Annotated in this window: 25 protein-coding genes, 4 tRNA genes and 1 pseudogene; 14 read left to right on the forward strand and 16 right to left on the reverse strand. The window is 69.6% G+C overall.

The features are described from left to right. Positions 1-6: 6 nt before the first annotated feature. The 6 genes from IT072_RS11875 to IT072_RS11900 all read right to left on the reverse strand — a co-directional run bounded on the left by IT072_RS11875 (position 7) and on the right by IT072_RS11900 (position 5187). Positions 7-630, reverse strand: a complete 624-nt coding sequence (locus IT072_RS11875) for an HIT family protein (protein ID WP_223356851.1) — start codon at positions 628-630, stop codon at positions 7-9. Beyond that, positions 618-2585, reverse strand: a complete 1968-nt coding sequence (gene thrS / locus IT072_RS11880) for a threonine--tRNA ligase (RefSeq protein ID WP_223356853.1) — start codon at positions 2583-2585, stop codon at positions 618-620. Before thrS ends, IT072_RS11875 begins: the two co-directional genes overlap by 13 nt. A 73-nt stretch (positions 2586-2658) precedes the next feature. Further along, entirely contained in the window at positions 2659-3123 is a 465-nt protein-coding gene (locus IT072_RS11885) for a GNAT family N-acetyltransferase (RefSeq protein WP_223356855.1), read from the reverse strand. Between the two features lie 135 nt (positions 3124-3258). Further along, positions 3259-4035, reverse strand: a complete 777-nt coding sequence (locus IT072_RS11890; RefSeq protein WP_223356856.1) for a GNAT family N-acetyltransferase — start codon at positions 4033-4035, stop codon at positions 3259-3261. A 218-nt stretch (positions 4036-4253) separates the two neighbouring features. Next, positions 4254-4526 (reverse strand): hypothetical protein, encoded by a 273-nt coding sequence (locus IT072_RS11895; RefSeq protein ID WP_223356857.1) that lies wholly within the window; start codon positions 4524-4526, stop codon positions 4254-4256. 64 nt (positions 4527-4590) lie between these two features. Further along, positions 4591-5187 carry a hypothetical protein gene (locus IT072_RS11900; protein ID WP_223356858.1) on the reverse strand — a complete coding sequence of 199 codons (597 nt, stop codon included), beginning with the start codon at positions 5185-5187 and terminating at the stop codon, positions 4591-4593. Between the two features lie 385 nt (positions 5188-5572). Here IT072_RS11900 and IT072_RS11905 point away from each other — a divergent pair, with 385 nt between their 5' ends. The 5 genes from IT072_RS11905 (at position 5573) to IT072_RS11925 (ending at position 7986) form a co-directional block, all read left to right on the forward strand. Beyond that, positions 5573-5710 carry a hypothetical protein gene (locus IT072_RS11905; RefSeq protein WP_223356859.1) on the forward strand — a complete coding sequence of 46 codons (138 nt, stop codon included), beginning with the start codon at positions 5573-5575 and terminating at the stop codon, positions 5708-5710. Positions 5711-6066: 356 nt separating this feature from the next. Then, complete coding sequence (locus IT072_RS11910; RefSeq protein ID WP_223356860.1) at positions 6067-6372, forward strand: hypothetical protein; 306 nt, start codon at positions 6067-6069, stop codon at positions 6370-6372. After that, on the forward strand, positions 6369-7115 hold the full coding sequence (locus IT072_RS11915; RefSeq protein WP_223356862.1) for a hypothetical protein: 747 nt from the start codon (positions 6369-6371) through the stop codon (positions 7113-7115). Before IT072_RS11910 ends, IT072_RS11915 begins: the two co-directional genes overlap by 4 nt. A 154-nt stretch (positions 7116-7269) precedes the next feature. Then, positions 7270-7533, forward strand: coding sequence for a DUF2510 domain-containing protein (locus IT072_RS11920; RefSeq protein ID WP_223356864.1), 264 nt, complete (start codon positions 7270-7272; stop codon positions 7531-7533). 75 nt (positions 7534-7608) lie between these two features. Beyond that, positions 7609-7986 carry a hypothetical protein gene (locus tag IT072_RS11925; RefSeq protein ID WP_223356866.1) on the forward strand — a complete coding sequence of 126 codons (378 nt, stop codon included), beginning with the start codon at positions 7609-7611 and terminating at the stop codon, positions 7984-7986. Positions 7987-8204: 218 nt separating this feature from the next. On the opposite strand, the gene IT072_RS11930 is transcribed toward IT072_RS11925, so the two are convergent. The 3 genes from IT072_RS11930 to IT072_RS11940 all read right to left on the reverse strand — a co-directional run bounded on the left by IT072_RS11930 (position 8205) and on the right by IT072_RS11940 (position 8515). Next, a tRNA-Val gene (locus IT072_RS11930) sits at positions 8205-8276 on the reverse strand. Positions 8277-8301: 25 nt separating this feature from the next. Continuing rightward, positions 8302-8372, reverse strand: a tRNA-Cys gene (locus tag IT072_RS11935). A gap of 70 nt (positions 8373-8442) precedes the next feature. Then, positions 8443-8515 (reverse strand) — tRNA-Gly (locus IT072_RS11940). 178 nt (positions 8516-8693) lie between these two features. On the opposite strand from IT072_RS11940, the gene IT072_RS11945 reads away from it, so the two are divergent. Then, positions 8694-8769 (forward strand) — tRNA-Val (locus IT072_RS11945). Positions 8770-9010: 241 nt separating this feature from the next. After that, positions 9011-10210: a MalY/PatB family protein gene (locus IT072_RS11950; RefSeq protein WP_223356868.1), complete on the forward strand. Its 1200-nt coding sequence runs from the start codon at positions 9011-9013 to the stop codon at positions 10208-10210. Between the two features lie 80 nt (positions 10211-10290). Here the strand turns inward: IT072_RS11950 and IT072_RS11955 are convergent, their stop codons facing one another. The 4 genes from IT072_RS11955 to IT072_RS11970 all read right to left on the reverse strand — a co-directional run bounded on the left by IT072_RS11955 (position 10291) and on the right by IT072_RS11970 (position 14733). Next, on the reverse strand, positions 10291-11586 hold the full coding sequence (locus tag IT072_RS11955) for an O-acetylhomoserine aminocarboxypropyltransferase/cysteine synthase family protein (RefSeq protein WP_223356870.1): 1296 nt from the start codon (positions 11584-11586) through the stop codon (positions 10291-10293). A gap of 76 nt (positions 11587-11662) precedes the next feature. Beyond that, entirely contained in the window at positions 11663-12184 is a 522-nt protein-coding gene (locus tag IT072_RS11960) for a type II toxin-antitoxin system PemK/MazF family toxin (RefSeq protein WP_223356872.1), read from the reverse strand. Next, the gene (locus IT072_RS11965; RefSeq protein WP_223356873.1) at positions 12084-13319 is read right to left on the reverse strand and encodes an ammonium transporter; all 1236 of its coding nucleotides are present in this window, start codon (positions 13317-13319) and stop codon (positions 12084-12086) included. The genes IT072_RS11960 and IT072_RS11965 overlap by 101 nt, the downstream gene beginning before the upstream one ends. Positions 13320-13458: 139 nt before the next feature. Continuing rightward, positions 13459-14733, reverse strand: a complete 1275-nt coding sequence (locus tag IT072_RS11970) for an ammonium transporter (RefSeq protein WP_223356874.1) — start codon at positions 14731-14733, stop codon at positions 13459-13461. Positions 14734-14987: 254 nt separating this feature from the next. Here IT072_RS11970 and IT072_RS11975 point away from each other — a divergent pair. Then, positions 14988-15912, forward strand: a pseudogene (locus IT072_RS11975) (IS5 family transposase). On the opposite strand, the gene zapE reads toward IT072_RS11975, so the two are convergent. Continuing rightward, entirely contained in the window at positions 15909-16964 is a 1056-nt protein-coding gene (zapE, locus tag IT072_RS11980) for a cell division protein ZapE (RefSeq protein ID WP_223356875.1), read from the reverse strand. The pseudogene IT072_RS11975 and the gene zapE overlap by 4 nt on opposite strands. 157 nt (positions 16965-17121) lie before the next feature. Between zapE and IT072_RS11985 the strand changes: the two genes are divergently transcribed. Together IT072_RS11985 and IT072_RS11990 are read left to right on the forward strand one after the other, a co-directional pair. After that, positions 17122-18039, forward strand: a complete 918-nt coding sequence (locus IT072_RS11985; protein WP_223356876.1) for a sulfurtransferase — start codon at positions 17122-17124, stop codon at positions 18037-18039. 9 nt (positions 18040-18048) lie between these two features. Then, positions 18049-18483 (forward strand): SufE family protein, encoded by a 435-nt coding sequence (locus tag IT072_RS11990; RefSeq protein WP_223356877.1) that lies wholly within the window; start codon positions 18049-18051, stop codon positions 18481-18483. 36 nt (positions 18484-18519) lie between these two features. Here the strand turns inward: IT072_RS11990 and IT072_RS11995 are convergent, their stop codons facing one another. Continuing rightward, a complete protein-coding gene (locus IT072_RS11995) occupies positions 18520-19719 on the reverse strand; it encodes an alpha/beta hydrolase family protein (protein WP_223356878.1) in 1200 nt (399 codons plus the stop codon). Between the two features lie 100 nt (positions 19720-19819). Between IT072_RS11995 and IT072_RS12000 the strand changes: the two genes are divergently transcribed. The 4 genes from IT072_RS12000 (at position 19820) to IT072_RS12015 (ending at position 25049) form a co-directional block, all read left to right on the forward strand. Then, entirely contained in the window at positions 19820-20416 is a 597-nt protein-coding gene (locus tag IT072_RS12000; RefSeq protein ID WP_223356880.1) for a DUF3000 domain-containing protein, read from the forward strand. After that, on the forward strand, positions 20409-21605 hold the full coding sequence (locus tag IT072_RS12005; protein WP_223356888.1) for an HRDC domain-containing protein: 1197 nt from the start codon (positions 20409-20411) through the stop codon (positions 21603-21605). Before IT072_RS12000 ends, IT072_RS12005 begins: the two co-directional genes overlap by 8 nt. Before the next feature lie 72 nt (positions 21606-21677). After that, positions 21678-22904 carry a thiolase family protein gene (locus IT072_RS12010; RefSeq protein ID WP_223356890.1) on the forward strand — a complete coding sequence of 409 codons (1227 nt, stop codon included), beginning with the start codon at positions 21678-21680 and terminating at the stop codon, positions 22902-22904. A gap of 6 nt (positions 22905-22910) precedes the next feature. Further along, complete coding sequence (locus IT072_RS12015) at positions 22911-25049, forward strand: 3-hydroxyacyl-CoA dehydrogenase NAD-binding domain-containing protein (protein ID WP_223356892.1); 2139 nt, start codon at positions 22911-22913, stop codon at positions 25047-25049. Between the two features lie 54 nt (positions 25050-25103). On the opposite strand, the gene IT072_RS12020 is transcribed toward IT072_RS12015, so the two are convergent. After that, a complete protein-coding gene (locus tag IT072_RS12020; protein ID WP_223356894.1) occupies positions 25104-25703 on the reverse strand; it encodes a TetR/AcrR family transcriptional regulator in 600 nt (199 codons plus the stop codon). Between the last annotated feature and the right edge of the window lie 35 nt (positions 25704-25738).

A 25738-nucleotide genomic window follows, 5' to 3' on the forward strand; every position in this document is an offset into this window, starting at 1 on the left:
GACGGATCAGGACACGGGCCAGGCCCCCGCGATGGCTGCGCGCACGTCGCCGAGCAGCTGCGGCAGCGCTTTCGTCTTCGCGATGATCGGCAGGAAGTTCGCATCCTGCGCCCAGCGGGGCACGATGTGCTGGTGCAGGTGGGCGGCGATCCCGGCACCCGCGACCGCGCCCTGGTTCATGCCGATGTTGAATCCGTCGTTCTTGGAGACCTGCCGGATGACGCGCATGGCCGTCTGGGTCAGCGAACCGATCTCGGCGACCTCGTCGGGCGTCGCCTCGTCGTAGGTCGCGATGTGGCGGTACGGGCAGACCAGGAGGTGGCCGCTGTTGTACGGGAACAGGTTGAGCAGCGCGTACGCGTGCTCGCCGCGCGCGACGATCAGCGCATCCTCATCGCTCATGCTGGGGGCGACGCAGAACGGGCAGTCGTCCGTGCCGGGCTGCTGGCCGTGCTGGATGTAGACCATCCGGTGCGGCGTCCAGAGCCGCTGGAACTCGTCGGGCACGCCGACGAGGGTCGACGCGTCGTCGACGCGGATCCCCTGCGCGCCGGCACCGTCGCTCCCCTCGCCGCCGCTCCCTTCGCCGCCGGCCGGGTCGGCGTAGTCGTCCAGACTCAGGCGGGCCATGCGGTGTCGACCAGCTCGTGGCTGCGGATGCTCGCGACGATGCGCTCGATCGCCTCGTCGACGGCGACGCCGTTCAGCTGGCTGCCGTCGCGGAAACGGAAGCTCACCGTGCCGGCCCCGGCGTCCTCCTCGCCCACGATGAGCTGGAAGGGCACCTTGGCCTTCGTGTGCGTGCGGATCTTCTTCTGCATCCGGTCGTCGGAGTGGTCCACCTCGGCGCGCACGCCCTGGGCGCGGAGCCGGGCGATCACGTCGTCGAGGAAGGGACCGTAGGCGTCGGCGACGGGGATGCCCACCACTTGGACCGGCGACAGCCAGACCGGGAAGGCGCCCGCGTAGTGCTCCAGCAGGATGGCGAAGAAGCGCTCGATCGAGCCGAGCAGAGCGCGGTGGATCATCGCCGGCTGCTTGCGCGTGCCGTCTGCCGCGTTGTACTCCAGTTCGAACAGCTCCGGCTGGTTGAAGTCCAGCTGGACCGTCGACAGCTGCCAGGTGCGGCCGATGGCGTCGCGCGCCTGCACCGAGATCTTCGGACCGTAGAAGGCGGCCCCGGCCGGGTCGTCCACGAGCTCGAGTCCGGACTCGATCGCCACTTCCCGCAGGGTCTCGGTCGCGGTCTCCCAGCTCTCGTCCGAGCCGACGTACTTCTCCGGGTCCTTCGTGGAGAGCTCGAGGTAGAAGTCGGTCAGGCCGTACCCGCGGAGGGTCTCCAGCACGAACTCGAGCTGTCGCGCGACCTCGTCCTTGATCTGGTCGTCCGTCACATAGATGTGGGCGTCATCCTGGGTGAGGCCGCGCACGCGGGTGAGGCCGGACAGCGTGCCCGACTTCTCGTACCGGTACACGGTGCCGAACTCGGCCAGACGCAGCGGGAGCTCGCGGTAGCTGCGGCCGCGCGCCCGGAAGATCAGGTTGTGCATCGGGCAGTTCATCGGTTTGAGGTAGTAGTCCTGCCCCTGCCGGGTGATGTTGCCCTCCGCGTCGTGCTCCTCGTCGAGGTGCATGGGCGGGAACATGCCGTCCTTGTACCAGTTGAGGTGCTGGCTGGTCTCGAACAGGTGCGCCTTGGTGATGTGCGGTGTGTTCACGACCTCGTACCCGTTGGCGATGAGGCGCTCGCGCATGTAGTCCTCGATCTCCTTGCGGATGATCCCACCGCGCGGGTGGAAGACCGCGAGACCGGAGCCGATCTCCTCCGGGAACGAGAACAGGTCCAGCTCCGCACCGAGCTTGCGGTGGTCGCGCTTGGCGGCCTCCTCCATGCGGGTCTGGTACGCGCGCAGTTCGTCCTTCGTCGGCCACGCGGTCCCGTAGACACGCTGCAGCTGCGGGTTCTTCTCGGAGCCGCGCCAGTAGGCGGCGGCCACCCGGGTGAGCGCCCAGCCGTTGCCGATCATGCGCGTGCTCGGCACGTGCGGCCCGCGGCAGAGATCCTTCCAGACGGTCTCGCCGCTCTTCGGGTCGACGTTGTCGTAGATGGTCAGCTCGCCGCCACCCACCTCGACGTTCTCATTGTCGCCGCCGTCGGAGGCGGATCCCTTGAGACCGATCAGCTCGAGCTTGTACGGCTCGGACGCCAGCTCGGCGCGCGCCTCGTCGTCGGTGACGACCCGGCGCACGAACCGCTGGCCCGCGCGCACGATGCGCGCCATCTCCTTGTCGAGGGCCTTCAGGTCCTCCGGGGTGAACGGCTCGGCGACATCGAAGTCGTAGTAGAAGCCGTCGGTGATGGGCGGCCCGATGCCGAGCTTCGCCTCCGGGTTGACCGCCTGGACCGCCTGCGCGAGCACGTGGGCCGTGGAGTGGCGCAGGATGTTGAGGCCGTCGGGCGAGTCGATCGTGACCGGCTCGACGACGTCGGTCGTAGTGACGGTCGTCGCGAGGTCCTTCAGCTCGCCGTTGACGCGCATCGCGACAACGGAACGGTCGGTGAAGAGCTCGAAGCCGTCGGCCACCTGTCCACTCCTTGAGTTGTAGTTGTTGGGACGGAACAACTCTACTGGTGCCGCGGAGCGGCGTCGTCCGGCCCTACACCAGCTCCCGCGTCATGTAGACGCTGTTCGGGTCGAGCCGGTACGACCCGAACGGCCCGCAGAAGGCGAAACCGTGCCGCTCGTACAGCCGGCGCGCGGGAGCGAAGAACTCCGTCGACCCGGTCTCGAGGGACACCCGCTGCGCGCCGCGAAGCCAGGCGTCGTCGAGCGCGTGCGCGAGCAGACGGGCCGCGATCCCCTCCCCGCGCCGTCCGGGGTCGGTGCGCATGCTCTTGAGCTCTTCCCACCCGTCCGAGAGCGGGGCGAGAGCCGCCGTCCCGATGACCGCGCCACCGTCCTCCGCGACCCACAGCCGAACCCCCGGGCGTTGCAGCCCGGCCAGGTCGAGCGCGTGCCGACTCTCGGGGGGCGCCGTGTGCTCCATGTCATCGAGGTGCGCCTGGAGGAACGAGCGGAGCGCCGGCTGGGAGAAGTCGGCGCGGGCGATGCGGAACGTCATGCGCCGATGGTAGAGCGGGCATGTGTCGGCGGTGTTACCGCAGGGGCAGACAGGCTTTGCCGTCATCCGGCGCCGAACACGCCCGTCACGGACTGTGCCGCGATGAGCCCGCCGGAAATGACGGTCCGAGAACTGTCAGAGCGCTTTCAGATACCCGGCCGTGGGGACCTTGACGAAGCCGAGGCTCTCGTACAGCCCCCGCGCGGCGGCATGGAAAGCGTCATCCCCCGTCCCGATCCCGACGACGTCGACGTCGCCACGGTCGGTCATCCGGTCGAGTGCGTGCATGCACAGCTCTCGGCCGACGTTGTGCCGCCGTGCGGCAGGTGAGACGGCGAGCAGGTAGATCTCGCCGTGTCGCTTGCCCTCGTAGACCCTCCACGAGACGTAGCCGACCGTATCGTCATCGACCGTCGCGACCGCTACCCACGAGAGGCGCTCTGGTGCGTGAAGTGAGGGAACTTCGTCGCGGTAGTCCTGCTCCCAGCGGCCATGCTGATGCGCGAAGATCGCATCGCCGAAGAGCGGGCGCACGAAGTCCTCGTAGAACGGCCGAAACGTCTCAATCGTCAGGTCGACCAGGGCGCCGGTATCGGCGGCGTCGAAGTCTCGTATCTGCATGGTGCGATTATCGCCCTCCCGTGTCACCGCGCGGATCGCTGGCGGCACTCGCTCGCCTGCTCGATCGCCGCGTCCGTCGGCGGTCCGAGCTGCCTGCCGCCCCCGATACTCCCCCATGACGTCTAAGCCGGTGCGGAATCGGCACAGGAACGCCCCGATTCGCGGGGCGTGGGGAGGCTCTGCGCACGGCGTCGAAAGCTCCTGCGCGCCCGAACGAGCCACAAAGACAGCCAGCTCGGTGCGGGTCGGGATGCCCCACTTCGTGCGTATCCCCGCGAGCGTGGACGTCACCGTCGTCTCGGCGACGAAGAATCGCTACGCGAGCTCCGCGTCCGATGCGCCACCACCACCGGCGCAAAGTCGCGTTGCCGATCAGCCCGTTGCGCCATCTTCGCTGCGGCGTCGCGACGGGCGTCGTTACCTCGGGAGTCATGCACCTACGCCGACAGTGCTTCGCCGCGCGTGGCGAGAACGCCGCGTCACCGGCTGCAACGGACCGGGCGCCATCGTCATCCGGCGCCGAACAGACTCATCACCCATTGTGCCGCGACGACGATCCCGATCACGACCACACCGCCGGCGGCCGACGCTGCGAAAACGACCAGACCCCGCCGGGTGCGGCGGCCGACGACGGTTCGGCGATCGAACGACACGACGGAGACCTTGTCGATGTTCGGCGCGACGATCGCCACGAACGGTTCCTGCGGATCATCCGGCAGCCCGTACGGCAGAGGCCTGTCCGGGCCGTCGGCTCGGACGGCTCCGTCCTCGTCCTCGCGCATCCCGATCATGATGCCGCCATCCCCTCGATACCCGAAGCATACCGAATCGGCGGAAGGGCGGTCCTCAGCAGAACGCCTCGAGCGCGCCACGGTACCGCACCGGATCGCCACGGGATTCCGCGGTGATGAGGATGGCGTGCGGGCCGATGCGTCGGGCGAACGTTCCCCTGCACGGGATCTCCACGATCGTGGTCAAGCCGCACCTCCACGCCTCGATCAGCGCTTCGAGCGCGACGCGCTCAGGCTGTGCCTCGAACGCCGCCGGCAGGAGCGCGGCTCGGCGCTCGAATTGAGCATGCAACCACTGCTGCGCGTCGTCGGTGATCGCGTCGTCTCCGACCTCCTCCCTCCACGAGGTCCCGACGAGTTCGTGCAGAAGTCGAGCACGTTCGTCCGAACCGTCGGCCGAGGCCTGCAAACGGTCGAAGATCCCAGGGTCGCGGGGAGCGCCCGCGTGGTGCAGGACCTGTTCCCACACCCGGGGCCACGCATCCGCCCACGCGCCGATCGGCGCAGATCTCCGCAGTGCGTCACCGATGGCGGGCGGCGTGTCGACGAGCACCGGCGGCAGCTCGGCGCCCGGCGGATCGAGTTGCCACGCCTCCCGAATCCACAGCAGCTCCAGCAACGACTGCACATCGTCCTCGATGGTGATCACCATGTCGGGCGGCCAGGGGTTTCCCGGCATCGGCTCGGTAGAGAACAACGGACTCCCCCTCGACTCGTCACCCTCATCCTGGCTTTCTGCGCGAGAACGGGCAACCCATCGGCACCTCCACCCGAACCCGTCCGAGAAGGGCGTCCTCAGCAGAACTCTGTGAGCGCGGCCCGGTACCGCGCCGGATCCCCACGGGTCACCGCGGTGACGAGGATGGAGTGGGGCCCGATGTGTCTGGTTAACGTGCCGCTGCACGGGATCTCCAAGATCTTCCTCAGACCGCATGCCGCAGTTCCACCACCGGCTGCAGATCGTCCTCGACGGTGATCACGATGTCGTGCGGCCAGGGGTCACCCGGCATCGGCTCGGGTTGTGACTCCTTGACGCCGTGATGCTCGAGGTCGGTCTTCTCGACGACTGGGTCGTCATCGCATCGACGGAGACGGGAGGACCGTCGATCACCGTCTACGAGTGCTCGTGGCGCCGGATCGTCGCTGCGGCTGAGAGCCGGCTCGCCTCACGGTGAAGCCAGAAGTTGTGATTCTGCGTCATGAAACGGGTCCCCCCTGTCTCTATGGGAGAGGTTCGGTTTCGGGCATCGGGGGTTCTTGGTCGCTCAGGGACTCTTCGATACCGTGACAGTGTCGTAAGCATGATGGAGGGGTGCCCGTTATCGCAGATGTCAGAGGTTCAGGGGGCAAGCCGACGAGGCTGGGTCGCCTTCTGCTGGCTGCCGGTGCGTCGGTGCTTCTCGTGTCGTCGCTGGCCGGATGCTCGATCCCGGGAATCCTCTCCGGCGAAGGGGGTTCTTCGTCCCGTTCGGCAGCCAGCTCGGACGACCTTCAGAGCGTCACGAGCGCCGTGCTCGCCGCGGATTCCCGCGTGACGGACGCGTCCGGCACGGTGAGCTACTCCGGTGCCGCCCGCACGCTCACCGTGGCGGTGATCATGAGCGGTGAGGATCCGGTGACCACCTCGACGCTCACGGCGGTGCTGATCGCCGTGCGTGATGCGACCCCTACCGGCATCCAGACAATCACGGTGATCGCCCGCAAGGCGGCCGACGAGGAGAAGATCCTCGATCTGAGCGGCGCGATCGCGGGACTCCCGAAAGATGTGACACCCCTCTGGGACGGTGGGGTCACCCTGAGCCGTGTGGATCTCGAGAAGCTGAAACCAGCGCAATGAGGACCCTGAACCGGGTTCTCCGGATCGGGGTGCTGCTCACCGCTCTCGCTGCCGTGGCGGTGCTCCTTCTCGCAGCCGGCGGGAGTGCCGCGCTGACGGTCGACACGGTCATCCCCGTGATCGCTGCGACCGGAGCAGCGGGCGGGCTGGTCTCGAGTGTCCGATACGGCACGGTGCGGCTGGCCGTCGGCAGAGACAGCGCTGCGGCGACGTCCATCGATGCAGCCACAACGACATGGGGGAAGCTGAGGGGTATGACAGCCGACGCCGCCTGGTCGGTGCTGGCGGGCGTGATCGGATGGATCATCGCGTCGATCCTCAGCGGGGACGCTCTGGGGTTCTTCGTGCTCGGATCGATGTGGCTGGTGGGGTTCCTCGCGGTGGTCGTCGCCGTGTTCCTGGTGTGGATGCCGGTGGCGGTCTTCGTCGCGGCAGTGAGGGCGAAGGGAGCGGGCGGGAAAGCCCGCGGGAGCTGGCTGGCTCTGGCGTGGTGCCTGGTCGGCCTCGACCTGTTTGTGATCCTGATGGTCGCCGACGCTGTCCTCGTTCCCCGCGGCACGGACGGCCAGTCCCACCCGGAGAATCTGTGGCAGACGATCTTGTTCGTGGGGGTCAGCGGGCTGTTGGTCCTTCTGTCCATCGCGTGGGTCGTCTTCCGGGTCAGCTCCTGGAGCCCCCATGTGAAACGGCGGCGTTCCGCAGAGCCGTCCCGATCGGACACGCAGAAACGGAGTCGGCGATGAACAGCAGGACGAGCACCCCACGACGTACCCGGAGCTTTCTGGGAGCGTCGATTCTGCTCGTCGTCGTCGGATCGGCGATGTCAGGGTGCGCGGTGCTGCCACCGTCGCGGGACGCAGACCTCGACATGCTCACGCACCGAGAAGGGAGCATGTCATGACGAACGCGCCTGCAGGCTGGTACACGAACCCCGACCCGGCACGGCCGGGATCTCTCCGCTACTGGGATGGCACCCGATGGACGGAGCACGTTCACCCGCCGGCCGGATCCCCGGCGCAGGTCCCTCCGCGACGGAGAACGGGCAAGCTCGTCGCGAAGATCGTGGTGCCCATCGCCATCTTCTTCGTGTTGGGCATCGCCGTGACGGTCTACCTCGGCTTCGCGATCGTCTGCGGCGAAGCACCCCACTACTGCTCGTAGTCGCCGTCGGACAACGGCAGCGACGCTCGCGTGGCGGCTGTGGTCAGTGCGGTGGAAACGGCAGACACTCGGGTCGTGAGCGCAACCTTCGAGGAAGGCGTGAGCGGCACCGGATACGGGTGGAGCGTCGATGTCGTCTTGTCCGGCGATGAGCCCGTCACCCCTGAAGAACTTTCTGCACTGCTGCTGGCTGCGCGCCGCGCGGGCGACCGCGACCCCACGTTGATCGATCTTTTCGCCACGAGCCCATCCGGGGCCTCGCTAGACCTCACCAGCCCGGCAGACGACCTCGGCGTGCGCTACGCCGAGGTCGGCGCCCGAATCGGCGTCGTTCGCAGCGCGATCGATGACGCTCTCGGCGCGCGCGGCGCTCCACGGTGGTGCTGGACACGGGCATCTCCTGGTGGCAGCGGCGCCCCACCGTGCGAACACGTAAAGGCACCTCGTGGATGAGATGCCTGCCGAGTGTCGGGTGCAGGCGGTGCCGTCGCGAAGATTGTTGAGGCCGTGCGCGAGATCCCGTGTCGCTATCCAGCCTACGGCGCTACGTCTGATTCTTGGTGATAGTCGCCAAATAGGCTCGCTGGCTCCGTACCACGGGCGTACCACGCGACGCCACAGACTGGTGCGGAGAAACAAAAAACCCCCGGAAATCCGGGGGTTTCTCTCTGTGGGCGATACTGGGATCGAACCAGTGACCTCTTCCGTGTCAGGGAAGCGCGCTACCGCTGCGCCAATCGCCCAGAGCCTGAAGCGGGTTCAGGATCGAGGTGGATACGGGATTCGAACCCGTGTATACGGCTTTGCAGGCCGCTGCCTCGCCTCTCGGCCAATCCACCGAAGCCACAACACGGATTTCAACCGTACCGTATCGAGAAGCCCGGAATCCGAAGAAACCGGGCCGACTCGAGCGGATGACGAGACTCGAACTCGCGACCCTCACCTTGGCAAGGTGATGCGCTACCAACTGCGCTACATCCGCATTTCGTTCCGCGGTTCCCCGCGGCACTTGAATGACTTTAGCCGATCCTTTCACCGAATCCAAAACCAGACCCGCCACCCGGGTGTGTCGCCGCGCCCGGGCGCCACCGATGTGCATTCGCGGCCCTGCGTCGGCTAGTATCGAATCTCGCAGCCGGGCGACCGGATGCGATCCCCACGGGCGATTGGCGCAGTTGGTAGCGCGCTTCCTTCACACGGAAGAGGTCATCAGTTCGAGTCTGGTATCGCCCACCAGAGTGAAGGCCCCCGGTTCGCCGGGGGCCTTTCGACGTCCCCGCGGCGGTCGATGCCGCTGTCGGCGGCGTCATCCTCGCCGCCGACATCCCCACCACGCCGACCGTCATCGTCGTCGCCGGTGCGGGAGCCTTCGCCGCCTGCTCGCTGAGCGGCGGCCCCTGAGCCTCCGTCGGGCCTTTGCTACGCCCCGTGACGCCTCCGCTCGCGCGTCGCGGGCGCGTGAGGCACCCTGAACTGCATGAGCTTCGGACCGGCACGCCCCCTGGAGCAGCTCTTCGCGACCAGGTCGAGTATCAAGTGGCGCCGCTACCCGGCGGACGTCCTTCCTGTCTTCGTCGCGGAGATGGATTTCGACGTGGAGCAGGCGGTGCTCGACCGTGTGGCGGAGACGTTGCGCAACTCGGACACGGGATACCTGGACTCGGCGGGCCCGCTCGCTCCGGCGTTCGCGCGCTTCGCGGAGGAGTCGTGGGGATGGCGGGTCGACACCGAACGGGTGCACCTGGCGACGGACGTGACCGTCGGTGTCGTGGAGGCGCTCCGGCTGGCGCTGCCGGAGTCGGGCGGACACGTCGTGCTCACTCCCCCGGTCTACCCGCCGTTCTTCGAGATGGTCGAGGAGGCGGACGCGGTGGCCGTGACGGTCCCGCTGCTCGAGGAGAAGGACTGGTCGCTCGACCTGATCGGCATCGAGCGCGCGTTCGCCGCCGGTGCGGACGCGCTGCTGCTGTGCAATCCGCAGAACCCGACCGGTCGATGTCATAGCCGCACCGTGCTCGAGTCCCTCGCCCGCCTCGCCGCCGCCTACGACGTCTTCGTCGTCAGCGACGAAGTGCACGCTCCGCTCGCCCATCCGGGCACCCGGTTCACCCCCTTCGCCCCTCTCGCCGCAGCAGCCGGGGCACGCTCCGTCACCGTGACCTCGGCCAGCAAGGCCTGGAATCTCGCCGGCCTCAAGTGCGCCGTCGTCGTCGCCGCGGAGGAGCGCTCCGCCGCCCTCCTGCGCGGGCTCCCCGATGAGCTCGCCGCCCGCACCAGCATCCTGGGCCTGCACGCCAACGTCGCGGCCCTCTCGTGCCTCGAGTGGCGGGATGCGCTGCTCGACCGCCTGGTCGACAACCTGCACGTGCTGGAGACCGAACTGGCCAGGCGGGCGCCCTCGGTCCGGCTCGTGCGGCCGGACGCCGGCTACCTGGTGTGGCTCGACTTCCGGGCGACGGGGCTCGGCGACGATCCCGCGCGCGTGCTCATCGACGAAGGCCGTGTCGCCCTGAACTCCGGCCTGGCGTTCGGGGAGCCCGGCCGTGGCTTCGCCCGCCTCAACCTGGCGTGCGACCCCTCCACCGTCGTCGAGGCGGTGCGCCGCATCGCCGCCACGCTCGACGCGCGAGGCCCGCGCCGCCACTCCCCCGCACCGATCCTCGCCCGCGCCGTGTAACGCGCATCCAGGGGCCGCGAAACGCCGTTCCGGAACGCCCGGAACGGCGTTTCGTGACCCCTGCGTGCGCGAGCCAGGTGTTACACGCCGGCGGCGTCGAGTGCGGCCGCGAGGTCGGCGGCGAGATCGCGTGGGCTCTCCAGGCCGATCGAGAGGCGGATGAGACCGGGGGTGATGCCGGCGTCGGCGCGCTCCTCAGGCGTCAGCTTCGCGTGGATGGTGCTGGCGAGGTGGATGGCGAGGCTCCGGACATCCCCGATGTGCGTCATCGGCGTGATGAGGCGCAGCGCGTCGATGAAGCGGCGCGCGGCCTCCCGGCCGCCGGCCAGCTCGAACGACACGATGGAGCCGGCCCCGGAGGGAAGGTACCGCTGCGCGAGGGCATGATTCGCATCCGACGGCAGGCCGGGGTAGAAGACGCGCGCGACCTCGGGCCGGGCGGCGAGCAGCTCGGCGACGGCCTGGGCGTTCGAGACGTGGCGGTCCATCCGCACCGAGAGAGTCTCGATGCCGTGCAGCAGGAGGAACGTGCTCGACGGAGGGACGGTCGGTCCGTACTCCAGCACGATCACCGAGCGCAGGTACGCCAGGTAGGCGCCGGCGCCGTACCGCTCGACGAACGACGGAACACCCGCGCGCGGCGGCTCCGTCAACTGCGGGAACCGGTCGGCGTGGGCGGCCCAGTCGAAGCGGCCGCCATCGACCACCGCGCCGCCGAGGACGGCCCCGTGCCCGGCGAGCCACTTGGAGGTCGAGTGGATGACGATGTCGGCACCGTCCGCGATGGGGCGCCACAGGTACGGGGTCGGGACCGTGTTGTCCACCACGAGCGGGACGCCCGCCGTGTGCGCGATCGCCGCGAGCCGTTGGATGTCGACCACCTGGTTCAACGGGTTCGGCAGCGTCTCCGTGTACACCGCGCGCGTGGTCGGGCGCACGCGCGACGCCCATTCGTCGTCGGAGGCGTCGTCCGCTACGTACTCGAAGTCGATCCCCTGGCGGGCGAGCACGCCGCGGAACATCTCCCGCGTCCCTTCGTAGAGCGAGCGGGTGACCAGGACGTGGTCGCCGGAGGCGGCCAACGCCGTCAGCGCCGCGGCGATCGCGGCCTGGCCACTGGCGACCACGATGCCGTCGACGCCGCCCTCCAGGTCGGCGATACGGCGCCCGGCGACGGCGTTGGTGGGGTTCTCATTGCGGGAGTAGGCGCGGTACGCGCTGCGGCCGGCGAACCGCGCCTCCCCGTCGTCGAAATCGTCGAAGACGTAGCCGGCCGTCTGATAGATCGGCGTGACACGCGAGCGGGTCTCGGCGTCGATCACCGCCCCGGCATGGATCTGGCGCGTCTCGAAGTCCCAGGTACAGTCCTCTGGCATGCGGCCACCCTAGTGTCCGCCTCCGGCCCCGGCATCTCCGCGTTGCGCTGTGCGACGCACGATGACGAACGGTGTCTCACCCCCACCCGTAGCGCTGCCGCAGCGACGCGCGCACCGCGTCGAACGCGCGGCGGTCGAGCGCGGCGGCCTCGCGCCGCATGCCGCCCTGGTGCAGGCGGTACACCCGGTCGACCCGGGCATAGCTGGGGCGGTGCCTGCCGTCCCACGACCCGGCGCCCACCGGGACGTACTCGGGTCGGCCCGGATGCTCCTGACTCGTCAGAGCCACCGCCAGGACGGTTCCTGCGGACTCGGAGGCGACGACGAGCACCGGCCTGTCCTTGCCACGCCCGTCCGCCTCCTCGAAGGGCACCCAGGTCCACACGATCTCCCCCGGGTCGGCGTCGCCGTCCGTGCTCGGAACGTAGGACGTGCGGATCGCGCCCAACCGCCGCGGGTCGACCTGCACGGTCGCCGTCGCCCCCGAGCGGCCTGGCTCAGCGCCGGGGCGGGCGGGGGTCGGTGCGGAGGGGGTCGGAGCCGCGCTCGGACGGAACAGCCGGCCGATCGCGCTCAGGATTCGTCGAGGGGATGCCACGCTCCGCACCATAGCGGACGCGCGTGAGACCGACGGTGAACCGGAGCAGCACGGCGATGAGCAGCGCGATCACGAAAGCGTAGACGAGCACGGCGACCGCGGCGACGCCCTGCGCGATGAAGAGATCGAAGTTGCCGCTCTCGACCATCCCGCCGCCCGCTCCGAAGAGTCCGACGAACAGGAGTCCGACCGCGCTGCCGACGATCATGATGACGCACAGCGCCAGGGCCGGCCCGAACCGCGCGCGGGCCGCGAGGTCCACCATCGTCGCGCAGGCCAGCGCGGCGAGCGCGCCCAGGAGGAGGGACCAGCCGAGGGTCAGCACGCCCGACGCGGGCGTGATCGCCACCAGTCCGGACGCCGCGCCGCAGAAGACGCTGACGAGGGTGGGCCGCCGCAGGAGCACCCGATCGACGAGCATCCACATCAGGCAGCCCGCCGCGGAGGCCAGGAACGCGTTGATGGCGATCGTGGCCGTGTACTGGTCGACCGCGCCCTCCGACCCCGTCACGAGTCCGAGCCAGCCGACCCAGACCAGCGTGCCGCCGATCGCGACGACGGGGAGGCTGCGCCCGCTCTCGGCCGGGTGCTCCCCTCGTCCGCACGCGACGATCACTCCGACGGCGGAGGCGCCCGCGGCGAGTCCGACGGGGAGCGCTCCCCCGTAGTCCACGACGCCGAGCAGAGAGACCGCCCAGCCGTCGCTCAGCGCGAAGACGGCATAGCCCACGGGGAACAGCACGAGGACGCTCCACGCCGCGCAGAACAGGAGCCACGCACCCAGCGTGATGCGCGAGGCGACTGCGGCACCGACGACGGCGATCGCGACCGCGCAGACGGCGATCAGGGATCCGGCCCTGGCGAGCGCGTACGCACCCCGCTGGCCCGCGAGCGCGACGTCCGGCGCACCGACGATGTGCGGGAGGAGCGACTCCCCCGCGAGCATCCCGTAGCCGCCCAGGACGGCGAGCACGACGACCACCGCCGTCCCCGTGAGGACGAACAGCAGCGCGCGCCGTGCCCGGGCGCGCCCGGCGAGACCCCCGACGAGGAACGCGAGGCCGGGCACGACCAGGAGGGTCAGAGCGCCGCAGAAGAACAGCAGCAGCGCATCCACCTGATCGCTCGTCGCCATCCCGCCCCTTCGCTCGAGAATGCCAGCATCACCCTACCGAGCCGCGGCGGCATCCGGCACGGCCCGCTCACACGGCGGACGGGGCGCCGCCCGAAGGCGGCACCCCGTCCGGCGTGCTGTGTGCGGAGGACCGAGAGGCTCAGACCGTCTCGAGGGCGTAGCCCTCTTCACCGTGGACCACGGTGTCGACGCCGGCCAGCTCGTCCTCGTTCTTGATGCGGAACCCGATGGTCTTCTGGATCGCCCAGCCGATGACGTAGGCGAGGACGAAGGAGTAGATCAGCACCGCGAAGGCACCGAGCGCCTGGACACCCAGCTGCTGGAAGCTGCCGCCGTAGAGGAGGCTGGAGAAGGGCTTGCTGGCGTCGCCGTCCACGTGGGTGAAGCCGAAGAAGCCGATCCACAGGGTACCGATGATGCCGCCGACGAGGTGGATGCCCACGACGTCGAGCGAGTCGTCGAAGCCGAGCTTGAACTTCAGGTCGATCGCCAGGGCGCAGACGGCGCCGGCGACGACACCGAGGAGGATCGCCCATCCCGGGGTGAGGATGTTACAGGCCGGGGTGATCGCGACGAGGCCCGCGACGGCGCCGGATGCCGCTCCGATGGAGGTCGGCTTGCCGTCCTTCAGCTTCTCGACGATCAGCCAGCCGATGGTCGCGGCGGCCGGGGCGGCGAGGGTGTTGACCCAGGCGAGCGCTGCGACACCGTCGACCGCGGCCTCCGAACCGGCGTTGAAGCCGAACCAGCCGAACCACAGGAGGGCGGCGCCGAGGAGGGTCAGCGGCACGTTGTGCGGCTTGCTCATGCCCTTCTGGAAGCCGACGCGCTTGCCGAGGACGAGCGCGAGGGCGAGGCCCGCCGCACCGGCGTTGATGTGCACCGCCGTGCCGCCGGCGAAGTCGTTCACGTGCAGGCCGGCCGCGATCCAGCCGTTCGAGAGGTTGAACACCCAGTACGCGACCGGGAAGTAGACGACCGTGACCCAGATGCCGGCGAAGATCATCCACGAGCCGAACTTGGCGCGGTCGGCGATCGCGCCGGAGATGAGGGCGACGGTGATGATGGCGAAGGTCGCCTGGAACCCGGCGAAGGCGAGCCCGCCGAGGTCGGGGGTGAGCCCGTCCTTGCCCATGAGGCTGCTCAGGAACCAGTCCGGCGTGCCGAGGACGCCCTTGATGGACTCGGGCCCGAACGACAGGCCGTAGCCGTAGACGACCCAGAGGACGCCGACGAGGGCCATCGCGCCGAAGCTCATCATCATCATGCTGACGACGCTCTTGGCTCGGACCATGCCGCCGTAGAAGAAGGCGACACCGGGGGTCATCAGCAGAACGAGGGCTGCGGCGACCAGAAGCCACAGGGCGTTGACCGTCCCGGCTTCTGCGTAGTCCGCTGCTGTGTGGAGCACCATGCGAATTGTCTACCTCTCTGTGCGTGCCCCGGCTCACGTGCGCTCCCATTCGGGGCGGGAGCGGTTCGGGGTGGAGCCAGTCTGAACGCGAGAGGTTTCGGTCGGAGACAGCGCGTGTTTCGCGGGTGTTACGCGTGGGGCCCGCGTGTAAACACTGTGTTTCCGCGGGCTTTCGATGTGCCGGGCGGTCGGTGCGAGTCCACCTAGGGCGTGTCTCCTAACCGTTGTTGTGGTCGTGGTGCAGGCTGGGCGTTGTGTCGCGGTCTCGGGTGTTGTCGGATTCTCAGTGGGAGCGGATCGCGTCGTTGATGCCGGCCCCGTCGCCGAAGGGCGGTCGCCCGTTCGGTGATCATCGTTTGGTGGTCGAGGCCATCATTTGGCGGTATCGGACCGGGATTCCGTGGCGGGATCTGCCGGCGGAGTTCGGTCCCTGGCAGACGGTCTGGAAGCGTCACAACCGATTCAGTCACGACGGCACCTGGGACCGGGTGCATGCTGCGCTGTTGACTGAGGCCGACGCGGCCGGGGTGCTGGATTGGACGGTGAGCGTGGATTCCACGATCAACCGAGCCCACCAGCATGCGACCACCTTCGCCCGTGTCGAGGAGCCCGCGGGCCGCCGCCCCACCAACACCCCAGGGGGCACGATCGAATCACAAGAATCTTCGTCAGGAACCCGCTGACCACGCGATCGGCCGCTCGCGTGGCGGCCTGTCGACGAAGATCCACCAACTCGTCGATGGCAACGGACTCCCGCTTGTCGTGCTCCTCACGCCGGGCCAGTCCGGTGATTCGCCGATGTTTGACGCCTTGATGGGACAGCTCCGAGTAGATCGAATGGGTCGAGCTCGCACCCGGCCCGACGCCGTCCGCGGCGACAAAGCGTATTCATCACGCGCAATCCGCTCCCACCTCCGCCGACGCGGTATCGCGGCAGTCATCCCCGAACCCGACGATCAGAAGCGACACCGCCTCAACCGCGGCAGCGCGGGCGGCAGACCACCCCGATTCGACGCGATCAACTACCGAGGACGGAACGTCATCGAACGCGGCTTCTGCGACACCAAGCAATGGCGAGGCCTCGCCACCCGCTACGACAACCTCGCCGTCACCTACCGGGGAGCAGTCGTCCTCCGCGCAATCACACTCTGGCTCAAACGGTTAGAAGACACGCCCTAGGCGTCGTGCGGAGGCAGTTCGCCGGCGGTCAGCGCGATCATGCGCGAGACGGAGCGGAGGTACTTCTTGCGGTAGCCGCCGCCGAGCATGTCGTCGTCGAACACCTCGTTCAGCGGCACACCGGTCTGCACGATCGGGATCTCGGCGTCGTAGACGCGGTCGATGAAGGCGACGAGGCGCAGGGCGGCCATCTGGTCGTGGAGCACGTGGACGCCGTCGAGGCCGATGACGTCGACGCCGTCGATGATCTTGATGTAGCGGGAGGGGTGCACGGTCGCCAGGTGGGCGATGAGGTCGTCGAACCCGTCGGAGGTCGTGGTCTCGCCGCGTTCGGCGAGCGCTCCCAGCACCCGCGCGTACTCGTCGGGCTGCACCGTGACGGCATTGCCGGTGGTGTCGCGGCGGCGGTAGTCGAGGCCGTCGATGCGGAGGGTCTCGAAGTTGGCGGAGAGGGACTGGATCTCGCGGAGGAAGTCGCTCGCGGCGAACCGGCCCTCGCCCAGCGCATTCGGCGGGGTGTTGCTGGTGGCGGCGATGCGGGTACCGGAGGCGACGAGCTCGCCGAGCATCCGGGTCATCATCATGGTGTCGCCCGGGTCGTCGAGCTCGAACTCGTCGATGCAGATGAGCGTGGAGCCGCGGAGGAGGTCGACCGCTCCCGCATAGCCGAGCGCGCCGACCAGCGCGGTGTACTCGATGAACGTGCCGAAGTACTTCGGTCCCGGCGCCTCGTGCCAGAGGGAGGCGAGGAGGTGGGTCTTGCCGACGCCGAAGCCGCCGTCGAGGTAGACGCCCGGCTTCATCGCGGCGACCTTCTTGCGGCTGCGGCTGAACAGGCCGGCCGGGCGCTGCGGCTCCCACGACTTCGCGAAGAGCTTGAGGGTGGCGACCGCCTCCGCCTGCGAGGGGTAGTCGTGGTCGGGGCGGTAGGTCTCGAAGGACGCGCGCTCGAACTGCGACGGCGGGACCAGGCTGGCGGCGATCTCGGCCCCGGTGATCTGGGGCGAGCGGTCGGCGAGGCGCGGGAGGGCGCCGAGCTGGTCGAGGGTCATGGCGGGAGGGCACCTTCGTGGTCGGGAGCGGGCGCGTGGATGTCGCTGTGTTTCGCTGTGCGGGCGGCCGCCTGTCGCAGGCGGTCCGCGGCCGCGTAGCCTGAGACGGCGTCCCCTGCTTTCGCAGAGCCCCAGCCTATCCCGGAGGAAGAACAGCATGGCCATCGAGACCGACCCGTCCACCGACTTCGCCGACTACGCCCACCCGGAGCGCCTCGTGAGCACGGCGTGGCTGGCGGAGCACCTGGGCGAACCGGGGCTCGTCGTGGTGGAGTCCGACGAGGACGTCCTCCTGTACGACACCGGGCACATCCCGGGCGCCGTCAAGATCGACTGGCACACGGACCTCAACGATCCGGTCGTGCGCGACTACGTGAGCGGGGAGCGGTTCGCCGAGCTGCTGGGCTCCAAGGGGATCGCGCGCGACTCGACCGTCGTGTTCTACGGCGACAAGAACAACTGGTGGGCGGCGTACGCGCTGTGGGTCTTCACCCTGTTCGGCCACGAGGACGTCCGCCTGCTCGACGGCGGCCGTGACAAGTGGATCGCCGAGGGCCGGGAGATCACGCGCGACGTCCCCGCGCCCACCCCGGTCGAGTACCCCGTGGTCGAGCGCGACGACACGCGCGTGCGCGCGTTCAAGGACGACGTGCTCGACCACCTCGGACGGGTGCGTGCGGGTCGAGGGGCCCTCATCGACGTGCGCTCCCCCGAGGAGTACAGCGGCGAGCGCACCGAGATCCCGGGGTACCCGACCGAGGGCGCCCTCCGTGCCGGACACATCCCGTCGGCGGCCTCGGTGCCGTGGGCGCGGGCTGCCGCGCCGGACGCGACGTTCAAGCGCCGCGCCGACCTGGAGGCGATCTACCTGGGTGACGCCGGACTGGAGCCGGGCGACGACGTGATCGCCTACTGCCGTATCGGCGAGCGCTCCAGCCACACGTGGTTCGTGCTGACGCACCTGCTCGGCTTCGAGAACGTGCGGAACTACGACGGCTCGTGGACGGAGTGGGGTTCCGCGGTGCGCGTGCCGATCGCGACGGGCTCCGAGCCCGGTGAGGTCCCGGCGAAGTAGCCTGGAGACATGACCGACCTGACCGGCGTCCTGGCCGAGATCCGCGACGACTTCCTCGCACTGGAGCAGCCCGACCGACTGCAGCTGCTGCTGGAGTTCTCCGACGAGCTGCCCCCGCTCCCGGAGCGCTACGCGGATCACCCCGACCTGCTGGAGCGGGTGGAGGAGTGCCAGGCGCCGGTCTTCATCTTCGTGGAGGTCGACGAGGCGAACGTGGTGCACCTGTTCGCCACGGCGCCGCCCGAGGCTCCGACGACGCGCGGATTCGCGTCCATCCTGGTCCAGGGCCTCGCCCGGCTGACCGCCGACGAAGTGCTCGCGGTTCCGGACGACTTTCCGCAGACCCTGGGTCTGACCCAGGCGGTGTCCCCGCTCCGCATCCGCGGCATGTCGGCGCTCCTGGGGCGCGCGAAGCGCCAGGTGCGGCAGAAGCTCGCGGCCTGAGGCGAGGCGGGTCGGGCGGTCCGATCGCGCGGAGGGTCACTCCCCGGGCGCGTGGACGGTGCCGTCGAGCCACTCCGTGATCGACGTGCTCCACTTCGTCTCGTCGTAGTTCCACAGTTTGGTGTGGAGGGCGACCGTGAACGGCACGAATGTGACGATGTCGCTCCGCGCCTCCGCCAGCGCACGGGACGACGTCGAGGGCACGAAGCCGTCGTCGTCGCTGTGCAGGATGAGGGTCGGCAGCGTGAGGTCGGCAGCGCGCGCGACGAAGTCCATGCTCGCCAGGTCGATCGGGGCGTCCTGTCCGGTGATCGGACCGCTCCACGTGGACTCGATGAGCCGGATGGCGCCCCGCGAGATCGGCTCGGGCAGGCGGAGCAGATGCGCCTGATACTCGAGGGTGTCGACCCAGTCGACGACCGGCGACTCCAGGATGATGCCCGCGACCCGTCCCAGGTTCTCGGAGCGGGTGACCGTCTGCAGCACGACGGCTCCGCCCATCGACCAGCCCATGAGCACGATCGACTTCGCCCCTTCGGCGATGGCGTAGCGGATGGCCGCGTCGATGTCGTGCCATTCCGTCCCGCCGAGACCGTACCGCCGGTCGGCGCTGTCTGGGGCGTCGCCGTCGTTGCGGTATGAGGCCAGGAGGCAGGTGTAGCCGGCCTCATGGAAGGTGCGGACCGCCCGGAGGCCCTCCTGGCGGGTGGCGCCCCAGCCGTGCACCTGGATCACCCAGCGGCCCTCGTCGGCCCGGGAGGGGTCGGCCGGGAACACCCACGCGGGCGCCTGCCCGAGCTCCGCCGGGATCTCGACACTGCGCACCGGGAATCCGGGCTCCTCCGGCTGCAGGTAGTAATAGCCGCTGATTCGCGCGCGGCCCGGCCGCAGGTCGCCGTACTCGATGCGCTCGAGCTCGCGGGTGACCGTCGACTCGTCCATCGCGAGCAGGCCGCCCACCTTGGCGTGCCCGGAGTCGCCGTCGAAGAAGACGCCGAACCGGCCCGGCATCCGGCTGTCCGGCGTGGAGGCGAGGGTGATGGTGCCGCGGGCGGTGTCGACGGCGCGCACGCTCTGGTTCTGCGGGCGGCGGCGCACCGGCGTGATCACCGTGCGGGCGACCCGGCTGATCGCGTAAGCGGCGCCCGCGGCGGTGGCGAGCGCCAGCCCGCCGGCCGCGATCGCCGTCACGGCGAGCGCCTTGGTGAATCCACCCGTCCTGTTCCCACTCGCCATGCGGTCAGCGTACCGGCGCGGCCCGCCGCCCACCCTCAGGAGTTCTTCAGGCGGCGTGCCTTACCGTCGGCGACCCGCAAAGGCTTCTAGTGTTCAAGACGTGTCGACTCCTCCCGCCACCCCGCACGTGCCGGCCGCGTTCGCCGCGGCCCTCGCGTCCGTCCGTGCCGCCCCGTCCCGCGAGGAGCTCACGGTCACCGAGATCCCCGCGCCCGCCCAGCTCGCCCCGTACGCGGTGGCCCTGGCCGCAGACGTGCGACCCGCTCGGCACGGCGACGACTCCGAGCTCGGCACGGGCCGGTTCATCCTGCTCTACGACCCGGACGAGCCGGAGGCCTGGGGCGGCCCGTTCCGCATCGTCTGCTTCGCGCAGGCGCCGCTGGAGACCGACATCGGCCTCGACCCCTTCCTCGCGGATGTGACGTGGTCGTGGCTGGTCGACGCCCTCGACGCCCGCCACGCCCGGTACACCGCCGCGAGCGGCACCGCGACCAAGATCATCAGCACCGGGTTCGGTGAGCTGGCGGCGCAGGGCGATGGCTCGCAGATCGAGCTGCGCGCGTCGTGGAGCCCGCAGGAGACCGACATCACCGCGCACGTCGAGGGCTGGGGCGAGCTGCTCTGCATGCTCGCCGGGCTTCCGCCGACGAGCGAAGGTGTCAGCGTCCTCGCCACGAGACGGGGTCCGCGTGCCTGACCACTCCGTGATCGACTCGCGTGAGGGGTATCTCGCTGCGGTCGACGCCATCGTCGGCGGCTCCGGACCGATCGCCGTGGACGCCGAGCGGGCCAGCGGCTTCCGATACTCTCAGCGCGCGTACCTCATCCAGATCTTCCGCCGCGGCGCAGGGACCTTCCTCTTCGATCCGCCCGCGATCGGCCGCTTCGACGAGCTGAACACCGCGATCGCGGACGAGGAGTGGGTACTGCACGCGGCCACCCAGGACCTCACCTGCCTGCGCGAGGTCGGCCTCGACCCGTCGCGCATCTTCGACACGGAGCTCGCCGCCCGCCTGCTCGGGATGCCGCGTGTCGGCCTGGGGACGGTCGTGGAGGAGCTTCTGGGCGTCCACCTGGCGAAGGAGCACAGCGCCGCCGACTGGTCGACGCGCCCGCTGCCCGAGCCGTGGCTGGTCTACGCGGCGCTCGACGTCGAGTTGCTCCCCGATCTGCGCGACGCCATCGCCGGCCTGCTCGACGAGGCCGGCAAGACGGACATCGCGCAGCAGGAGTTCGCCGACGAGCTGACCCGGGAGCTGACCGTGGTGCGCAGCGAGCCCTGGCGGCGCCTGTCGGGCATCCACTCCATCCGCGGGATCCGCAATCTCGCCGTCGCGCGCGAGCTGTGGCTCAGCCGGGACGCCCTGGCGCGCGAGATCGACACCGCGCCGGGCCGCCTCGTGCCCGACGCCGCCCTCACGGCCGCGGCGAAGGCCCTTCCGGACAGCAAGCGCGCCCTCGCCGCGATGCGCGAGTTCACCGGCCGGGCGAGCCGGACGGAGCTCGACCGCTGGTGGGAGGCCGTGGAGGCCGGCCGCACCACCAACGACCTGCCGGTGCTCCGGGGCAACGGTGACGCCCTCCCGCCGCCGCGCGCCTGGTCCGATCGCAACCCGGAGGCCGACGGACGCCTGAAGGCCGCGCGCGCCGCGCTCACCGCGTTGTCGGAGGAGCGCAGCATCCCGCTCGAGAATCTCCTCACCCCGGAGACACTGCGCCGCATCGCGTGGACGCCGCCCGAGGAGGTCACCGACGCCTCGATCGCCGACGCGCTCGCCGCACATGGCGCCCGCCCCTGGCAGATTGAGGCAACCTCACAGATCATCGCCCGCGCGTTTGTGGAAAGCATGCAAATGCCCGCCGAGTCGTCCGAGACGGATTCGTAGAAAGAATCAAACGATTCCCGTGGCCCGCGACGGCCTCCCTAGGATCGACACGGACCTGATTTGGGAGGCACTGTGGCCGAAAGAACCGATGTCGTGTTCGTCGACGGAGTCCGGACTCCGTTCGGACGGGCCGGCGAAAAAGGGCAGTACTGGAACACCCGGGCGGACGACCTGGTCGTGAAGGCGATCATCGGGCTGCTCGAGCGCAATCCGAACGTGCCCAAGGACCGCATCGACGACGTGGCCATCGCGGCGACGACGCAGCAGGGCGACCAGGGTCTGACCCTGGGCCGCACGGCGGCGCTCCTCGCCGGCCTGCCGAAGTCGGTCCCCGGGTTCGCGATCGACCGGATGTGCGCCGGCGCGATGACGAGCGTCACCACCCTCGGCTCCGGCATCGCCTTCGGCGCCTACGATCTCGCGATCGCGGGCGGTGTCGAGCACATGGGCCGGCACCCGATGGGGTTCGGGGCGGACCCCAACCCGCGCTTCCTCTCGGAGCGCCTGGTGGGCGAAGACGCCCTGAACATGGGCATGACCGCCGAGCGCATCCACGACCGCTTCCCCGCGCTGACCAAGGAGCGCTCGGACCGGTTCGCGATGCGCAGCCAGCAGAAGACGGCCGCCGCCTACGAGAACGGCAAGCTGCAGCCCGACCTGGTGCCCGTCGCGATCCGCTCCGAGGCGGGCTGGGGCCTGGCCACCCGCGACGAGGGGATGCGCCCCGAGACCAACATGGAGTCCCTGGCGACCCTGCGCACCCCGTTCCGCCCGCACGGCCGCGTGAGCGCCGGCAACTCGTCCCCGCTGACCGACGGCGCGACCGCGAGCCTGCTCGCGTCCAGCGACGCCGTCACGGAGTTCGGCCTCACCCCGAAGATGCGCATGGTCAGCTTCGGCTTCGCCGGCGTCGAACCGGAGATCATGGGCATCGGCCCGGTCCCCTCGACCGAGAAGGCGCTCCGCAAGGCGGGCCTGTCGATCGATGACATCGGCCTGTTCGAGCTCAACGAGGCGTTCGCCATCCAGGTGCTCTCGTTCCTCGACCACTTCGGCATCGACGACGACGACCCCCGCGTCAACAAGTGGGGCGGCGCCATCGCCATCGGCCACCCGCTCGCCGCCAGCGGCGTGCGCCTGATGATCCAGCTCGCCCGTCAGTTCGAGGAGCACCCGGAGGTCCGCTACGGCGTGACCGCGATGTGCGTCGGCCTGGGCCAGGGCGGCACCGTCATCTGGGAGAACCCCCACTTCACTGGAAAAGCACGGCACGACAAGCGCGCTGCACGGAAGGCCTGAGACCGAGTGACCGACTACACCACGATCGACTTCTCCCCCCTCGTCGCCCTCACCTCCGACGAGGTCGTCACCCACTCCTTCGTGAAGGACATCCCGCTGCCGAGCGGCAAGACCCTCGCGCTGGTGACCCTCGACAACGGGCGCGACCACACGCGCCCCAACACGATGGGCCCGGCCACCCTCCTCGAGCTCGGGAAGACCTTCGACGAGCTCACCGAGCGGGCCGGCCGCGGCGAGATCGACGCCGTCGCCGTCACCGGCAAGCCGTTCATCCTCGCGGCGGGGGCCGACCTCAGCCGCGTGAGCGACATCCCGAGCGTGGAGGTCGCCAAGCTGCTCCCCCAGCTGGGCCACTTCGTGCTCGGCAAGCAGGCGACCTTCGGCGTGCCCTCGTTCGTCTTCACGAACGGCCTCGCGCTGGGCGGCGGTGTGGAGATCGGCCTCAACGCCGACTACCGCACCATCGACCGCAACGCGGCCGCGTTCGCACTGCCGGAGGTGTTCCTCGGCCTGATCCCCGGCTGGGGAGGCGCGACGATTCTGCCGAACCTCATCGGCATCGAGAACGCCCTCAAGGTCGTCATCGAGAACCCGCTCAAGCAGAATCGGATGCTGAAGCCGCAGGAGGTCTTCGACCTCGGCATCGCGGACGCCATCTTCGACTCGGCGAACTTCCTCGAGGAGTCCCTGCTCTGGGCCGACAAGGTGCTCACCGGGCAGGTCGAGGTCAAGCGGCCCAACGTCCCCGGCAAGGTCGAGCGCATGGTCAAGTGGGACGCCGCCATCGGCATCGCCCGCAAGATGCTGGAGAGCCGCATCGGCACGGTCCCGAAGTCGCCGTACAAGGCGCTGGAGCTGCTCAAGGCCGCCAAGTCGAACGACCGCGCCGCCGGCTTCGAACTCGAGGACGAGGCACTGGCGGAGCTGATCTCGGGCGACCAGTTCCAGGCGAGCATCTACGCTTTCAACCTGGTGCAGAAGCGCGCGAAGCGTCCGGCCGGCGCCCCCGACAAGAAGCTGGCGAAGAAGGTCACGAAGATCGGCGTGATCGGCGCGGGCTACATGGCCAGCCAGTTCGCGCTCCTGTTCGTGCGCCGGCTGCGCGTGCCCGTCGTGATAACTGACCTCGACCAGGCGCACGTCGACAAGGGTGTGGCATACATCCACGACGAGATCGGGAAGCTGCAGGAGAAGGGCCGGATCCCCCCCGACGAGGCGAACCGTCTGCGCGCCCTGGTCACCGGCACGACCGACAAGGCCGACTTCGCGGACTGCGACTGGGTCATCGAGGCCGTTTTCGAGGAGCTCACGGTCAAGCAGAACGTCTTCGAGGAGGTCGAGCAGTACCTCTCCGACGAGGCGGTCATCGCGACCAACACGTCCTCGCTGTCCGTCGAGCAGATCGGCGCCAAGCTGAAGCACCCGGAGCGCCTGGTCGGCTTCCACTTCTTCACCCCGGTCGCGGTCATGCCCCTGATCGAGGTCGTCAAGACACCGCACACGGACGAGGCGACGCTCTCGACGGCGATGGTCACGGCCGCGGCGCTGAAGAAGAACGCGGTGATCACCGCGGACACCCCCGGCTTCGTGGTCAACCGCGTGCTGGCGAAGGTGCTCGGCGAGGCGATGCACGCCGTCGACGACGGCACCTCCTTCGAGACCGTCGACGAGGCGTTCGCCCCGCTCGGCCTGCCGATGCCGCCGTCGCGTCTGCTCGACCTGGTCGGTCTGAAGGTGGGCGCACACGTGCTGGACACGCACCACGCCGCGTTCCCGGACCGGTTCTACCGCAGCGAGAACCTCCACAAGCTCGCCGAGTACGGGACGCTGCTGGAGAAGGACGGCAAGGGCAAGGTCAAGGGCGTCGACAAGGGCGCGGCGAAGATCATCGCCGGCGGCACGAACCCGTGGACGAAGGAGGAGATCCTCCGTCGTCTGGAGGACGGCCTCGCCGACGAGATCCACCGCATGCTGATCGACGACCACGTGGTCGAGGCGCCGGAGGACATCGACCTCTGCATGATCCTCGGCGCGGGCTTCCCGTTCCAGATGGGCGGCATTACGCCGTACCTCGACCGCGTCGGAGCGTCGGAGCGTGTCTTCGGAGACACGTTCCAGCACCCGCCGGTGAAGGGCGTCGCGTAACCGGACACGCTTCCCGCACGACGGACGCCCCGCTCACGACGAGCGGGGCGTCCGTCATGTCAGGACGAGGTCGAAGTAGCCGCGCAGCGCCGCCACGGCGTCGATCGCGTCGGGCGCGTACAACCATTGCAGCTGGATGCCCTCCCAGAGGGCGACCACCGTGGCCGCGGCGAGCGCCGGGTCCACGCCCGCGCGCAGACGGCCGGCCGCGCGCATCGCCTCGAACTCGCGGGTGTACGCGGAGCGGAGGTCGTCGTAGCGCGCGGCGAAGAACGGGCGGCCCGGGTGTTCGTCCGTGACGGCCTCCGCCGCGAGCACGCTGTAGAGCGCGATCAGCCCCGGGATGCTCTCGTTGGTGCGGGCGCGGTCGAGGATGCGATCGACGAACGGCTCCGGGCTGCCGTTGAGGGTCGCGTCGAGTGCGTCCCCCTCCTGGTCGCGGCGGGCGAGGACGGCGAGGAGCAGCTCCTCTTTGTCGGCGAAGTGGTGCTGGAGGGTGCTGAGACCGACCCCGGCGGCGGCGGCGATCTCCCGCAGGGAGCTGCCGTGGTATCCGCGCGTGGCGAAGGCCCGGTAGGCCTCGTCGACGATCTGGGCGCGCCGTGCGGCCGTCTTCGCGTAGGGCCCGCGTGCGCTCGCGCTCTGCTCTGCCATGCTGCTCCTCGAAATTAGGTCACGTGCCCGATTTT

Origin of the sequence: Leifsonia sp. ZF2019, from assembly GCF_019924635.1 — a bacterium.
Lineage (GTDB): Bacteria > Actinomycetota > Actinomycetes > Actinomycetales > Microbacteriaceae > Leifsonia.